Consider the following 13,115-nt stretch of genomic DNA (forward strand, 5'->3'; position numbering starts at 1 on the left):
GCGATCCAGCATATAGAGAGCCTGGTCGATAGACGTCATGAGCAAGCCTGCCGCCACATTCGGTTTCAAGGACGTCGATCCTTCGTTGAAGGCCGGCCTGGTGCGCGGGGTCTTCGACCGCGTCGCCAAGAACTACGACCTGATGAACGACCTGATGAGCGGGGGCGTGCACCGCCTGTGGAAGGACGCCGTCGCCGCGCGCCTGAACCCGCAGCCGGGCGAGGTGATCATCGACTGCGCCGGCGGCACCGGCGACATGGCCCGCCGCTTCGCCAAGATGGCCCGCCGCGCCCAGGAGCGCCGGGGCGGTCCCGACGCGGTGATCAACATCATCGACTACAATGCCGAGATGATCGCCGCCGGCATCGAAAAGGGCGGCGAGCCGGAAATCACCTGGACCGTCGGCGACGCCCAACGCCTGCCGCTGCCGGACGCCTATGCCGACGCCTATGTGATCTCGTTCGGCATCCGCAATGTCACCGACATCGACGCGGCGCTGCGCGAGGCGCGGCGGGTGCTGAAGCCGGGTGGCCGCTTCATCTGTCTGGAATTCTCGCGCCCGGCCACCGAGTTTCTGGCACGCGCCTATGACGCCTACAGCTTCAAGGTCATTCCGCAGGTCGGCGAGTGGGTCGCCAAGGATCGCGAGGCCTATCAGTATCTGGTCGAGAGCATCCGCCGCTTCCCCGACCAGCGCGCCTTCCTGGCGATGATGCAGGAGGCCGGCTTCAAGCGGGCCACCTATGCCAACTTCACCGGCGGCGTCGCGGCGATGCACCAGGGCTGGGCCGTCTAGTCCATGGGGCAGATGTCCGCGTTCTGGCGCCTGATCGGCGCGGGCTGGGTGCTGATCCGGGCCGACGCCCTGATCCCGCGCGAGCTGGATCCGGTCCTGCCGCCCTCGGCTCGGCTGGCGGCGCGGACGCTGCGGCTGTTTTCCGGGCCCCGCGCCCGGCTGGGGCGTCCCGGTCAGCGCCTGGCCGGCGCCCTGGAGGGCCTGGGCCCCGCCGCCATCAAGATGGGCCAGTTCCTGTCGACCCGGGCCGACATCTTCGGAACGCCCTTCGCCGAAGACCTGTCGCGCCTGAAGGACCGCCTGCCGCCCTTCCCGCTCAGCCAGGCCCGCGACGAGATCGAGCGCAGCCTGGGCCGGCCGATCGAGACCCTGTTCTCGCAGCTGGACGAGCCGGTCGCCGCCGCCTCCCTGGCCCAGGCCCATCCGGCCTGGCTGCTGGACGGAACCAAGGTCGCCGTGAAGGTGCTGCGGCCCGGCATCGAGCGCCGGGTCGCCGAGGACAGCGCCGTGCTGCGCCTGGCCGCCGATCTGGCCGAGCGCCTGGTTCCCGAAGCCCGCCGCCTGAAACCACGCGACTTCGTCGAGGTGGTGATCCGGGCCCTGGATCTGGAGATGGACCTGCGCTTCGAGGCCGCCGGCTGCGCCGAGCTGGGCGAAGTGATGGCCCGGGACGCCTATATGACCGCGCCGGCGGTGGTCTGGGACGGGGTCGGCAAGCGGGTCCTGACCCTGGCCTGGGCCGACGGCGAGGCGCTGTCGGATCCGCAGGCGCTGGAGCTGCCGGGTCTGGACCGCAAGGTCCTGGCCGACAACATCACCCGCGGCTTCCTGGCCCAGGCCCTGGACCACGGCCTGTTCCACGCCGACCTGCACGAGGGCAACCTGTTCGTCGCCGCCCCGGCCAAGGTAGTCGCCGTCGACTACGGCATCATCGGGCGTCTGGGCCCCGGCGAGCGGAAATATCTGGCCGAAATCCTGTACGGCTTCCTGAACCGCGACTACGCCCGCATCGCCCGCATCCATTTCGACGCCGGCTATGTGCCGGCCCACCACGACGTCGACGCCTTCGCCCAGGCCCTGCGCGCCGTGGGCGAGCCGATCTTCGGCCGCGACGCCCGCGAGGTGTCGATGGGCAAGCTGCTGGCCCAGCTGTTCGAGATCACCGCCCTTTTCGAGATGGCCCTGCGGCCCGAACTGGTTCTGCTGCAGAAGACCATGGTCACGGTCGAGGGCGTGGCCCGCCGCATCGACCCGGCCCACGACATTTGGGCCGCCGCCGATCCGGTGGTCCGCCGCTGGATCACCCGCGAGCTGTCGCCGGCCGCCAAGGTCCGCGACTTCGCCGACGAGGCCCTCAAGGCCCTGCGCGCCATGGCGCGGCTGTCGGAAGCGCCGGCGGTCCCGGTGGCGGTGGTCGCGTCGCCTAAGCCCCGCCCCCTGGCCTGGTTCGCGGCCGGCGCGCTCGTGGCGGCCGTGGCCTTCACGGCCGGCGCGCTGGTGTTCGGCTAACCCCCCCGCTCTCCCCGGCGAAGGCCGGGGCCCAGATACAGCCTGAGCGTCTGGGGATGACGCGCCTTCCGCCTCAATTCAATCGACCGCGTCACGGGTTCGATCTGGGCCCCGGCTTTCGCCGGGGAGAGCGGATAAAGGGTCGTCAACCGCTATCGGCCTGACCCCGCTCCCGCGCGGCGGTCGAGCGGCGGCTTTCCCGGGTTTTCTGCACCTCCCAGTAGCTGGCGCCGTCATCGGGCTTGAACAGAGCCCGTGGCGCGCCCTCCTTCGACACCACCGCGAACACATTGCCCCTGGGATCGTAGATCAGGGTGTCGCCATTGGCCCGTTTCAGCGTCTCGACGCCCTTGGGCGGATTGCCGACGAACCTGTGGGCCGCCTCGACATAGTCATCGACCGTGACCGCGCCGAAGGCCTCGCCATTGCGTTCGAAGGCGCGCTCGGCGTTTTCCTCGGCGGTGCGGGTGCGGTTGGCCGCCCAGAACGGCTTGCCCGCAATCAGGCGGACCGGCGCATCGCGCGGGTCGTCGCGGCGCGATGACGAGGCGTCGGAGGTAGCAGGCGCGTCTGTCGCCTCCGCCGAAGCCCTGCGCTCGCCGGCCTTGGAGGCGGGCACGGCCGTCGCGCCGCCGTCGCAGGCGGTCAGGAACAACGCGCCGGTCACCAGAAGCGCGGTCGCGGTGACGGGAAAGCTAATCAACCTCATGATTTCATGGCCCCACAGGTTCAACCTGACCGATTAATGAACGAAAGCGGAACGCGAGTCGAGTCCGTCACGAGCTTGTCCTTTGTCGGATCGCCGCGCATGGGCCATAAGGGGCCTGAACACGAAGCGGAGACGGCCGGCGGTGAGCGACAAACGGGTTCTTCTGATCGTCGGCGGCGGCATCGCGGCGTACAAGGCGCTGGAGCTGACGCGCCTGCTGCGCAAGGCGGGCGTGGGCGTGCGCCCGATCCTGACCCGGGCCGGCGCGGAGTTCGTCACGCCCCTGTCGCTGGGCTCGCTGGCCGAGGACAAGGTCTATGACGAGCTGTTCTCCCTGACCGACGAAGCCGAGATGGGCCATATCCAGCTGTCGCGCTCGGCCGATCTGGTGGTGGTGTCGCCGGCGACCGCCGACCTGATCGCCAAGGCCGCCAACGGCCTGGCCGGCGACCTGGCCTCGACCACCCTGCTGGCCACCGACAAGCCGGTGCTGATGGCCCCGGCCATGAATGTGCGGATGTGGCTGCACCCGGCGACCCAGCGCAACATCGCCACCCTGAAGGCCGACGGGGTCTCCTTCGTGGGTCCCGACGAGGGCGCCATGGCCTGCGGCGAGTTCGGCCCCGGCCGTCTGGCCGAGCCCGAAGTGATCTTCGCCGCCATCATGGAAGCCCTGGACGGTCCGGCCGCCAAGCCGCTGGCCGGCAAGCGCGCCCTGGTCACCGCCGGCCCGACCTTCGAACCCATCGATCCGGTGCGCGGCATCACCAACCGCTCCAGCGGCCGCCAGGGCTTCGCGATCGCCCAGGCCCTGGCGCAGCTGGGCGCCGAGGTCACCCTGATCGCCGGGCCGGTTTTCCTGCCCACCCCGCCGGGTGTGAAGCGTGTCGATGTCGAGACCGCGCGGCAGATGCTGGCCGCCAGCCAGGCCGCCCTGCCCGCCGATGTCGGCGTCTTTGTCGCCGCCGTCGCCGACTGGCGGGTGGACGAGGCCTTCGGGACCAAGCTGAAGAAGGAACGTGGCGGACCGCCGGCCCTGACCTTCGTCGAGAACCCCGACATCCTGGCTGCGGTCTCGGCCACGGGCCCCAGCCGGCCACGGCTGGTGGTCGGCTTCGCGGCCGAAACCAACGATGTCGAGATGCACGCCCGCGCCAAGCTGTCGCGCAAGGGCTGCGACTGGATCATCGCCAATGACGTCACCGAACCTGGCGTGATGGGCGGCGAGGACAACGCCGTGCTGCTGGTGACCCGCGACGGGACCGAGCGCTGGGATCGCGCGCCCAAGGACGAGGTGGCCCGCGCCATCGCCCAGAGGATCGCCCGGGCGCTGGCCTGATCGGCTTCAAATCAGCTAGAGCGGGGCGACCCATCAGAGGAACCGCGCGCATGACCGCTCAAACGATCCGCTTCAAGCGCTGGGACGGCAATCCCGACCTGCCCGTCCCGACCTACGCCACGGCCGGCGCGGCGGGCTTTGACCTGCGGGCCCATGTGCCGGAAGACGAACCCATCGTGCTGAAGCCGGGCGCGCGCTGCATGGCGCCCACCGGCTTTTCGGTGGCCATCCCCGATGGCTACGAGATGCAGGTCCGCCCGCGCTCGGGCCTTGCGTTCAAGAACGGCGTGACCGTGACCAATGCGCCGGGCACCATCGACAGCGACTATCGCGGTCAGGTCTGCGTGCTGCTGATCAATCTGGGCGAAGAAGACTTCACCATCCGCCGGGGCGACCGCATCGCCCAGGGGATCATCGCCGCCGCGCCGCAGTGGACTCTGGTCGAGGTCGACGACCTCGAGTCCACGGATCGGGGCGCGGGCGGGTTTGGATCGACGGGGGTGTCGACCTAACCGTTGATCGCGCGCAGGCCCAGGATCATGTAGCCGCCGAAGCCGGCGGCGAAGGCCGCGGCGGCGAGCCAGAGCACGGGACGGAACATGCCCAGGGGCGAGTGTTCCAGGGGCGGTTGAATGTTCATCGGCGCATCCTTTGGCGCGGGCGTAGCGAGCGCGGCGAACTTGGGCCGCTTGGGAGATACGCGCTCCCCCGACCTTGGTTGCAGTGGGGGACGGCTTTTAATCTGTATTGATTCCATCGCAAGACGAAATTGCGACGGGTTGTCACATGGCTCCGCTTTCCGCCGCCGCTACGGCCGGGGCGATATAGTCAAGTTGACCTATGTGCAGCGTTGCGCCGCGCGCCTGCGGCGGGGCCGCGGAACAGGGGGCGTTGACCGGGGCTGCGCGATTCCGTCCGGAAGTCGTTGATTTTTGGACGGGTGCGTCCATTTATCACTTGCCGAGCGCCCGGGACCCTTCTATCGGGCGGGTCGGACTATTGGTTTCGTCAGGGTTGGGTCATGGCCGCGCCGCAAAACAAGAAGCTCGTTCCCATGGTCGTCGGCGGCGTCGCCGGCGTGGCGATCCTGGTTGGCGGGATCTTCTGGTACATCGACAAGCAGCGCTTCGAGGCCACCGACAACGCCTTCGTCCAGGCCGACACCGTGCAGATCAGCCCGCAGGTCTCTGGCGCGATCACCGAGATCCTGGTCGCCGACAACCAGCGGGTCGAGATCGGCCAGGTGGTGGCGCGCATCGACCCCTCCACCTTCCAGGCCCGACTGAACCAGGCCGTCGCCAACGCCCAGGCCCTGGACGCCGCCGTCCGCGCCGTGGATGACAAGGCCTCGCTGGAACAGGCCCTGATCGCCCAGAAGGCGGCCGGCGTCTCCAGCGCCCAGGCCGATTCCAGCCGCGCCCGGGCCGACCTCGACCGCTATGACAGCCTGGCCCACCAGGGCTGGGTCTCGCAGCAGAAGGTCCAGACCACCCGCGCCGGCGCCACCCAGTCGGAAGCCGCCGTGGCCAGCGCCCAGGCCGCCCTCGAGGCCGAACGCCGCGCGGCCCAGTCGCTGGGCTCGGCCAAGGCCCAGACCCTGGCCCAGGCCGCCGCCGCCCATGCGGCCGTCGAGCAGGCGCGACTGGACCTTGAGCGCACCGTGCTGCGCGCCCCTGTCGCCGGTGTGGTCGGCGCCCGCTCGGTGCGTCCCGGCCAGCTGGTCCAGCCCGGCGTTTCGCTGATGTCGATCGTGCCTTTGGGCCAGAGCTATATCGTCGCCAATTTCAAGGAGACCCAGGTCGCGCGCCTTCGCGTCGGCCAGGCCGTCGAGATCAAGGCCGACGCCTTCGGCAAGGAAACAATCCACGGCAAGGTCGACAGCTTCGCCCCGGCCACCGGCCAGGAGTTCGCCCTGATCCCGGTGGAGAACGCGGTGGGCAATTTCACCAAGATCACCCAGCGCCTGCCGGTCAAGATCGTCGTCGACACCTCCAAGCTGGGCGCCGCCCTGCGGCCGGGCCTGTCGGTCGAGGTCAAGGTCGATGTCCGCGACCGCTCGGGCGCGTCGTTCGCCGAGGCCGGCCAGGCGCCGACCCAGGTCGCCCGCCAGGGCGCCGCGCGCTAGGCGCCGGCGATGACCGACGCCGCCATCGCCGCTCCGGCGGCTCCCGCAAAGACCCTCAGCCAGGCCGACTGGACCAAGCTGTTCCTGGGTTTCGGGGCCATGGTCATCGGCCAGTTCATGGCCATTCTCGATATCCAGATCGTCGCCGCCTCGCTGCCCCAGATCCAGGCCGGGGTCGGCGCCAGCGCCGATCAGGTCAGCTGGATCCAGACCGCCTATCTGATCCCCGAAGTCGTGATGATCCCGCTGTCGGGCTATCTGTCGCGTCTGTGGGGCACGCAGAGGGTCTATCTGGCCTCCTGCGCGGGCTTCATCATCATGAGCGTGCTGACGGGCCTGAGCTCGTCGATCGACATGATGATCATCACGCGGGCCCTGCAGGGCTTCATCGGCGGGGCGATGATCCCGACGGTGTTCGCCGTGGCCTTCACCGCCTTCCCGCCCGAGCGCCGGATCACCGCCAGCGTGATCATGGGCCTGATCGTCACCCTGGCCCCCACGGTCGGCCCGACCCTGGGCGGACACCTGACCGAATGGCTGTCCTGGCGCTGGCTGTTCTTCATCAATGTGCCCACCGGCCTGGTGGTGCTGTTCGGCGTCGCCCGTTGGGGCCAGTTCGACAAGGGCGACCCCAGCCTCTCCAAGGGCTTCGACTGGTTTGGCCTGGCCGTGATGGCGACCTTCCTGATGAGCCTGCAGTTCGTGCTGGAGGAAGGCGCCAAGAACAGCTGGTTCCAGGACGATATCATCCTGGGCCTGGCGGTTCTGGCGGCGGTGACCGGCGTGGTCTTCGTCTGGCGGTCGCTGACCTACAGGAATCCGATCGTCGAGCTGCGGGCCTTCTCGAACCGCAACTTCTCGATCGGTGTGATGATGACCGCCGTTTCAGGCGCCAGCCTGTTTGGCGGCACCTTCCTGCTGCCGCAGTTCCTGGGCCGGGTGCGTCACTATTCGGCGTCGGAGGTGGGCACCACCATGGTGATTTCGGGTCTGTCGATGTTCATCACCGGGCCGATCGCCGGCCGGCTGGTGCGCAAGACCGATCCGCGCCTGCCGATGTTCATCGGCTTCCTTCTGGCCGGCTGGGGCATGTACATGGCCCACGGCGTGACCAAGGACTGGGGTTTCTGGGAATTCGCGGGGGTTCAGGCTTGCCGCGGCGTCGGCGTCATGATCGCGATGATCGCCACCCAGCAGATCACGATGAGCACCTTGCCGCCGCACATGATCAAGAACGCCTCGGGCCTCGTGAACCTCTCGCGCAATACGGGGGGCGCCATGGGTCTGGCCCTGCTGGCCACCAGCATCACCCAGCAGACCGCGCTCTACTACAACGACATGACCTCCAGGCTGCAGACCGGCAATGTGGAAGCCCAGGGCATGATGGCCGGCCTGGCGACGCGCATGGCCCAGCTGGGCGTGTCCGATCCCGATGGCGCGGCGCGCAAGGCCTTTTCCGGCATGATGCAGCAACAGGCGACGGTTCTGGCCTTCGGCGACAGCTTCACCTTGCTGGCCATCGGCTGCTTCATCGCCGCCGGCGTCTCGCTGCTGGCCAAGCCGGCCGCCGGCGCCGCGCCGCCCCCTTCGGACGCCCACTGATGCCCAGGATCCCAGGACAGATCGACGTCGCCAAGACCGAGGCCATTCTGGACGCCGCCGTCGAGGTGATCGGCCAGCGCGGCCTGTCGGCCCCGATGGAAGAGATCGCCCGCCGCGCCGGGGTCTCCAAACAGACGGTCTATAACCACTATGGCTGCAAGGCCGAGCTGGTCCGCGCCCTGATCGAGCGTCGCGTCGACCGGCTGACCGCGCCGCTCCGCGATCCGGACGCCGCCAAGAACCCGACCGAAACCCTTGAGGCCTTCGCCCGCACGATGCTGGAGACCGTTGTCGCGGCCAACGGCTATTCGATCATGCGGGTGATCATCCAGGGCGCGGGGGGAATGCCCGAAGTGGCCCATGAGGTTTTCGAGGCCGGCCCACGCCAGACACGCGGCCAGTTGGCCGATTTCCTCAAGACGGAAACCCGCCTCGGCCGCCTGGCGGTCGATGACTTCGACCAGGCGGCCGAGATTTTCTCCGGCATGGTGATGGGGCAGAGCCAGCTGCGGGCGCTTCTGTGCCTGCCCCCCGAAAAGACCCAGGCCCAGTTCGAAGCCATGGCGGGCGAGATCGCCCGCCGCTTCATGCGCGCCTATGCCCCCTAGGGGACGAAGCGAGGTCTAGGCTTCGACTTCGTCGGGCATGCCCATCATGTGGAAGCCGGCGTCGACATGGACGACTTCGCCCGTGGTCGAACGGCCCAGGTCCGAGACCAGCCACAGGGCGGCGCCGGCGACGCCTTCCATCGAGGTGTCTTCCTTCATGGCGCTGAACGCGCGGCCCTGGGCGATCATGCCCCGGCCGCCGGCGATGCCCGCCAGGGCCAGGGTGCGCATGGCGCCGGCCGAGATGGCGTTGCAGCGGATGCCTTTGGGGCCCAGGTCGCGGGCGATATAGCGGGTCGCCGCTTCCAGGGCGGCCTTGGCCACGCCCATGGTGTTGTAGTTGGGGATGGTCCGCTCCGACCCCAGATAGGTCATGGTGATCAGCGAGCCGCCATTGGGCATCAGTTTCGCGGCGCGCTTGGCGACATCGACGAAGCTGAAGGCCGAGATGTTCATGGCCAGCAGGAAGCCCTCGCGGGTGGTGTTGTCGACGAACGAGCCCTTCAGCTCGTCCTTGTTGGCGAAGGCCACCGAGTGGACGACGAAGTCGATCGTGCCGAACTTCTCTTCAATGGCCTTGAAGGCCGCGTCCATCGAGGCGTCGTCGGTGACGTCGGCCGGCACCAGGGTGGTGACGCCGATGCTCTCGGCCAGCGGGCGCACGCGGCGCTCCAGCGCTTCGCCCTGATAGGTGAAGATCATCTCGGCGCCCTGGGCCGCCAGCTGCGAGGCGATGCCCCAGGCGATGGAGTTGTGATTGGCCACGCCCATGACGAGGCCCTTCTTGCCCCGCATCAGCTCGCCCTTGGGGAATGCGTAATCGTCGGCCATGGGTTGCGGCTCCGTGTTCTGGGAAGTGACAGGCAAGCCAAGCGGGCCGCCGTCACACGTCATCTTCGGGGGTTTAGCTATCAGGGTCGGCGCGCCGCTGGAACCCTCCAGCGGCGCGGGATCAGTCGGCCTTGCTGATGATCAGCGTGCCATTGGTGCCGCCAAAGCCGAAGCTGTTGGACATCACCGTGGTCAGGGGCTTGTCGGAGCGTTCCAGCAGGATCGGCAGATCGGCGAACTCGGGGTCGAGGGTCTCGATATTGGCGCTCTGGGCGGCGAAGCCGTTGTTGAGCATCAGGATCGAATAGATCGCCTCCTGCGCGCCGGCGGCGCCCAGGCTGTGGCCGGTCAGCGACTTGGTCGAGGAGATCAGCGGGGCCTTGTCGCCAAACACGTCCCGCACCGCGCCCATTTCCTTGCTGTCGCCGACCGGCGTCGAGGTGCCGTGCGGGTTCAGATAGTCGATCGTGCGACCACCGGCCTGGGCCATGGCCAGCTTCATGCAGCGGGCCGCGCCCTCGCCGGACGGCGCCACCATGTCGAAGCCGTCCGAATTGGCGGCATAGCCGACCACTTCGCCGTAGATCTTGGCCCCACGCGCCTTGGCGTGTTCGTATTCTTCCAACACCACGATGCCGGCCCCGCCGGCGATCACGAAGCCGTCGCGATCCTTGTCATAGGCGCGGCTGGCCACGGCCGGACGGTCGTTGAAGTTGCTGCTCATGGCGCCCATGGCGTCGAACAGGTTGGACAGGGTCCAGTCCAGCTCCTCGCAGCCGCCGGCGAAGACGATGTCCTGCTTGCCCATCTGGATCTGCTCGGCGCCCGCGCCGATGCAGTGGGCGCTGGTCGCGCAGGCCGAGCTGATCGAATAGTTGATCCCGCGGATCTTGAACCAGGTCGACAGCACGGCCGACGGACCCGAGCTCATGGCCTTGGGCACCGCGAAGGGACCGATGCGCTTGGGGCCCTTTTCCTGGGTCGTGGCGGCGGCTTCGACGATCACCCGGGTGGATGGACCGCCCGAGCCCACGATCAGGCCGGTGCGTTCGTTGGAAATCTCGGACTCTTCCAGTCCGGAGTCCGCGATCGCCTGTTCCATGGCGATGTGGGCATAGGCCGTGCCGGGCGCCAGGAAGCGCGCCGCCCGACGGTCGACCAGGGCTTCCCACGAGTCGAGCTTGACCGTGGCGTGCACCTGGCAGCGGAAGCCCAGCTCCGCATATTCGGGCGCGGTGACCACGCCGGACTTGGCTTCACGCAGTGAGGCGAGCACCTCATTGGCGTTGTTGCCGATGGACGAGACGATCCCCAGTCCGGTGACGACGACGCGACGCATGAACTTTCCTTCTCTAACCTAACGCCCGCGTTGACCGCGGTTCTTGCTGGTTTCAGGCCTCGACGGGCTTCTCGCCGGGCTGGAACAGCCCAACACGCATGTCGGTTGCCGTATAGATGGGCACGCCGTCCGCTTCCAGAACGCCATCAGCGATGCCCATCACCAGGCGGCGGTTGATGACGCGCTTGAGCGTGATCTTGTAGGTGACCCGCTTGATATGGGGTTCGACCTGGCCCTTGAACTTCACCTCGCCAACGCCGAGCGCCCGACCGCGGCCTTGGCCGCCGATCCAGCCCAGATAGAAGCCGACCAGCTGCCACATGGCGTCTAGGCCGAGGCACCCTGGCATGACCGGATCGCCGATGAAGTGGCAGCCGAAGAACCAAAGGTCGGGATGGATATCCAACTCGGCCTCAAGATAGCCCTTGCCGTATTCCCCGCCATCGCTGGTGATGGTGGTGATCCTGTCGAACATCAGCATCGGGGGCGCCGGAAGCTGGGCGTTTCCAGGACCGAACAGCTCGCCCCGACCAGAGGCTAGGAGTTCATCGAAGGTGTAGGAGCTCTGTTGCATGGTCACGCCCTAGCACGACGGTGGGTCGCGCCTCAATGTTACTTTCGGTAACGCTTGTGAACGTTCCGGGCTCCCTCGTCACGCCTGTTGGCGGTCACCGTCCGCACTGCGGTCGCGGCGACGCGCCCCAGATCTGGCTTTCGCGCGCCCAGCCTGCCGATCCCTCGGCCTTGAGGCGGCACCAGCCCCTTTCGCACTTGTCGAGATTGGCGGTCGAGCGTCCGCGCAGCCAGGCGCTGATCCTGGCGCCCTCCCGGGGATGGGTCAGCAGGGCCAGAGGCGTGGGCTGGACGCGCATGGCGGTGCGACGACCATCGGTGGTGCGCTTGTGCACCCAGGCCAGGCCGCCTTCGGGATCGCAGACCCGCCGCCATTCGCGGGTTTCGGCCACCACCTGCACCGGCAGACCCCTGGCGCGATAGACCCACAGCAGGCGATGGGCTTCGTCGGGGCCGTTGCGGGCGTTAACGGTCTCATATTTCAGCGAAACGTAGCGGGGGACCTCCAGACCGGAGGGCGTGACGCGCGGCGGATCGGCGGCGCCCGCGTTGGAAGCGGCGCCCATCAGGGTCAGGACGGCCACGACGCCGAACGAACGATGTTTGCAATTCGACGGCATGTTGCTTGGCCCCACCGGGCCCCTTTGCTACAGGTTTTCAAACGCCCGTCAGAGAGAGCTTTTCAAACCGCCCATGGCAGCCCGCAAGCTCAAAGTCATCGTCACCCGCAAACTCCCCGATCCAGTGGAGACGCGGATGTGCGAACTGTTCGACACCGAACTCAACGTCACCGACAAACCGTTGACGGCGGATGAACTGGTTGACGCCATGAGCCGGGCCGATGTGCTCGTGCCGACGATCACCGACCGGATCGACTCGCGTCTTCTGTCGCGATCCGGTGATCGGCTCAAGCTCATCGCCAATTTCGGGGCCGGGGTCGACAATATCGACGTCGCCACCGCCAATGCGCGCGGCATCATCGTCACCAATACGCCGGGCGTCCTCACCGAAGACACCGCCGACCTGACCATGACCCTGATCATGGCCGCCTCGCGCCGCGTCGTCGAAGGCGCCGAAGTGGTCAAGAGCGGCGGCTTCCATGGCTGGTCACCGACCTGGATGCTGGGCCGCCGCCTGTGGGGCAAGCGCCTGGGCATCATCGGCATGGGCCGGATCGGCCAGGCTGTGGCCCGCCGCGCCAAGGCCTTCGGCATGCAGGTGCACTATCACAACCGCAAGCCCGTCAGCCCGCGCATCGCCGAGGAGCTGGGCTGCACCTACTGGGAGAGCCTGGACCAGATGCTGGCCCGGATGGACTTCATCTCGGTCAACTGCCCGCACACCCCGGCCACCTACCACCTGCTGTCGGCCCGCCGCCTGAAGCTGCTGCGGTCGCACGCCATCGTCGTCAACACCGCCCGCGGCGAGGTGATCGACGAAGGGGCCCTGGCCAACATGCTGGCGCGCGGCGACCTGGCCGGCGCGGGCCTCGACGTCTATGAGCACGAGCCGGCGATCAATCCCAAGCTGCTGAAGCTGCCCAATGTCGTGCTGCTGCCCCACATGGGCTCGGCCACGGTCGAGGGTCGCATCGACATGGGCGAAAAGGTCATCGTCAACGTGAAGACCTTCATGGACGGCCACCGCCCGCCGGACCGGGTCATTCCGTCTATGCTGTAGGGCG

14 protein-coding genes are annotated in these 13,115 nt (G+C 68.1%); 8 read left to right on the forward strand and 6 right to left on the reverse strand.

The genetic code is table 11. The features are described from left to right. The first annotated feature begins 37 nt into the window (after positions 1-37). Complete coding sequence (locus ACW17V_RS19630) at positions 38-796, forward strand: class I SAM-dependent methyltransferase (protein WP_492106705.1); 759 nt, start codon at positions 38-40, stop codon at positions 794-796. 3 nt (positions 797-799) lie between these two features. Continuing rightward, positions 800-2,305, forward strand: a complete 1,506-nt coding sequence (gene ubiB, locus ACW17V_RS19635) for a 2-polyprenylphenol 6-hydroxylase (RefSeq protein WP_492106706.1) — start codon at positions 800-802, stop codon at positions 2,303-2,305. Positions 2,306-2,450: 145 nt separating this feature from the next. On the opposite strand, the gene ACW17V_RS19640 is transcribed toward ubiB, so the two are convergent. After that, the gene (locus tag ACW17V_RS19640; protein ID WP_492106707.1) at positions 2,451-3,014 is read right to left on the reverse strand and encodes a hypothetical protein; all 564 of its coding nucleotides are present in this window, start codon (positions 3,012-3,014) and stop codon (positions 2,451-2,453) included. Between the two features lie 142 nt (positions 3,015-3,156). Here ACW17V_RS19640 and coaBC point away from each other — a divergent pair, with 142 nt between their 5' ends. Together coaBC and dut are read left to right on the forward strand one after the other, a co-directional pair. Next, positions 3,157-4,353 (forward strand): bifunctional phosphopantothenoylcysteine decarboxylase/phosphopantothenate--cysteine ligase CoaBC, encoded by a 1,197-nt coding sequence (gene coaBC, locus ACW17V_RS19645; protein WP_492106708.1) that lies wholly within the window; start codon positions 3,157-3,159, stop codon positions 4,351-4,353. Positions 4,354-4,403: 50 nt separating this feature from the next. Further along, positions 4,404-4,865, forward strand: coding sequence for a dUTP diphosphatase (dut, locus tag ACW17V_RS19650; RefSeq protein ID WP_492106709.1), 462 nt, complete (start codon positions 4,404-4,406; stop codon positions 4,863-4,865). Here dut and ACW17V_RS19655 read toward each other — a convergent pair. Next, positions 4,862-4,993 carry a hypothetical protein gene (locus ACW17V_RS19655; RefSeq protein ID WP_419253530.1) on the reverse strand — a complete coding sequence of 44 codons (132 nt, stop codon included), beginning with the start codon at positions 4,991-4,993 and terminating at the stop codon, positions 4,862-4,864. The genes dut and ACW17V_RS19655 overlap by 4 nt on opposite strands. 381 nt (positions 4,994-5,374) lie before the next feature. On the opposite strand from ACW17V_RS19655, the gene ACW17V_RS19660 reads away from it, so the two are divergent. Genes ACW17V_RS19660 through ACW17V_RS19670 form a run of 3 tightly spaced genes read left to right on the forward strand, consistent with a single transcriptional unit; the run spans position 5,375 to position 8,688 of the window. Further along, a complete protein-coding gene (locus ACW17V_RS19660; protein ID WP_492106710.1) occupies positions 5,375-6,478 on the forward strand; it encodes an HlyD family secretion protein in 1,104 nt (367 codons plus the stop codon). A 9-nt stretch (positions 6,479-6,487) separates the two neighbouring features. Continuing rightward, on the forward strand, positions 6,488-8,080 hold the full coding sequence (locus ACW17V_RS19665) for a DHA2 family efflux MFS transporter permease subunit (protein WP_492106711.1): 1,593 nt from the start codon (positions 6,488-6,490) through the stop codon (positions 8,078-8,080). Further along, positions 8,080-8,688, forward strand: a complete 609-nt coding sequence (locus ACW17V_RS19670; RefSeq protein WP_492106712.1) for a TetR/AcrR family transcriptional regulator — start codon at positions 8,080-8,082, stop codon at positions 8,686-8,688. Before ACW17V_RS19665 ends, ACW17V_RS19670 begins: the two co-directional genes overlap by 1 nt. 15 nt (positions 8,689-8,703) lie before the next feature. On the opposite strand, the gene ACW17V_RS19675 is transcribed toward ACW17V_RS19670, so the two are convergent. The 4 genes from ACW17V_RS19675 to ACW17V_RS19690 form a co-directional block, all read right to left on the reverse strand. Further along, complete coding sequence (locus ACW17V_RS19675; RefSeq protein WP_492106713.1) at positions 8,704-9,519, reverse strand: enoyl-ACP reductase FabI; 816 nt, start codon at positions 9,517-9,519, stop codon at positions 8,704-8,706. Positions 9,520-9,640: 121 nt separating this feature from the next. Beyond that, positions 9,641-10,858, reverse strand: a complete 1,218-nt coding sequence (gene fabB, locus ACW17V_RS19680; protein WP_492106714.1) for a beta-ketoacyl-ACP synthase I — start codon at positions 10,856-10,858, stop codon at positions 9,641-9,643. Positions 10,859-10,910: 52 nt separating this feature from the next. After that, positions 10,911-11,432 carry a 3-hydroxyacyl-[acyl-carrier-protein] dehydratase FabA gene (gene fabA, locus ACW17V_RS19685; protein ID WP_492106715.1) on the reverse strand — a complete coding sequence of 174 codons (522 nt, stop codon included), beginning with the start codon at positions 11,430-11,432 and terminating at the stop codon, positions 10,911-10,913. A 94-nt stretch (positions 11,433-11,526) separates the two neighbouring features. Next, positions 11,527-12,051 (reverse strand): SH3 domain-containing protein, encoded by a 525-nt coding sequence (locus tag ACW17V_RS19690; protein ID WP_492106716.1) that lies wholly within the window; start codon positions 12,049-12,051, stop codon positions 11,527-11,529. Positions 12,052-12,124: 73 nt separating this feature from the next. Here ACW17V_RS19690 and ACW17V_RS19695 point away from each other — a divergent pair, with 73 nt between their 5' ends. Continuing rightward, positions 12,125-13,111: a 2-hydroxyacid dehydrogenase gene (locus ACW17V_RS19695; RefSeq protein ID WP_492106717.1), complete on the forward strand. Its 987-nt coding sequence runs from the start codon at positions 12,125-12,127 to the stop codon at positions 13,109-13,111. The last annotated feature ends 4 nt before the right edge of the window (positions 13,112-13,115 follow it).

This window comes from Caulobacter sp. FV2ye17ST, from assembly GCF_058680955.1.

Excerpts from the sequence above, each read along its gene's own strand:
- ACW17V_RS19670 (WP_492106712.1), top strand. The coding sequence starts at position 8,080 with ATGCCCAGGATCCCAGGACAGATCGACGTCGCCAAGACCGAGGCCATT.
- dut (WP_492106709.1), top strand. The coding sequence starts at position 4,404 with ATGACCGCTCAAACGATCCGCTTCAAGCGCTGGGACGGCAATCCCGAC.
- ubiB (WP_492106706.1), top strand. The coding sequence starts at position 800 with ATGGGGCAGATGTCCGCGTTCTGGCGCCTGATCGGCGCGGGCTGGGTG.
- ACW17V_RS19695 (WP_492106717.1), top strand. The coding sequence starts at position 12,125 with ATGGCAGCCCGCAAGCTCAAAGTCATCGTCACCCGCAAACTCCCCGAT.
- ACW17V_RS19660 (WP_492106710.1), top strand. The coding sequence starts at position 5,375 with ATGGCCGCGCCGCAAAACAAGAAGCTCGTTCCCATGGTCGTCGGCGGC.
- fabA (WP_492106715.1), bottom strand. The coding sequence starts at position 11,432 with ATGCAACAGAGCTCCTACACCTTCGATGAACTCCTAGCCTCTGGTCGG.
- ACW17V_RS19640 (WP_492106707.1), bottom strand. The coding sequence starts at position 3,014 with ATGAGGTTGATTAGCTTTCCCGTCACCGCGACCGCGCTTCTGGTGACC.
- fabB (WP_492106714.1), bottom strand. The coding sequence starts at position 10,858 with ATGCGTCGCGTCGTCGTCACCGGACTGGGGATCGTCTCGTCCATCGGC.
- ACW17V_RS19675 (WP_492106713.1), bottom strand. The coding sequence starts at position 9,519 with ATGGCCGACGATTACGCATTCCCCAAGGGCGAGCTGATGCGGGGCAAG.
- ACW17V_RS19690 (WP_492106716.1), bottom strand. The coding sequence starts at position 12,051 with ATGCCGTCGAATTGCAAACATCGTTCGTTCGGCGTCGTGGCCGTCCTG.
- ACW17V_RS19630 (WP_492106705.1), top strand. The coding sequence starts at position 38 with ATGAGCAAGCCTGCCGCCACATTCGGTTTCAAGGACGTCGATCCTTCG.
- ACW17V_RS19665 (WP_492106711.1), top strand. The coding sequence starts at position 6,488 with ATGACCGACGCCGCCATCGCCGCTCCGGCGGCTCCCGCAAAGACCCTC.
- ACW17V_RS19655 (WP_419253530.1), bottom strand. The coding sequence starts at position 4,993 with ATGAACATTCAACCGCCCCTGGAACACTCGCCCCTGGGCATGTTCCGT.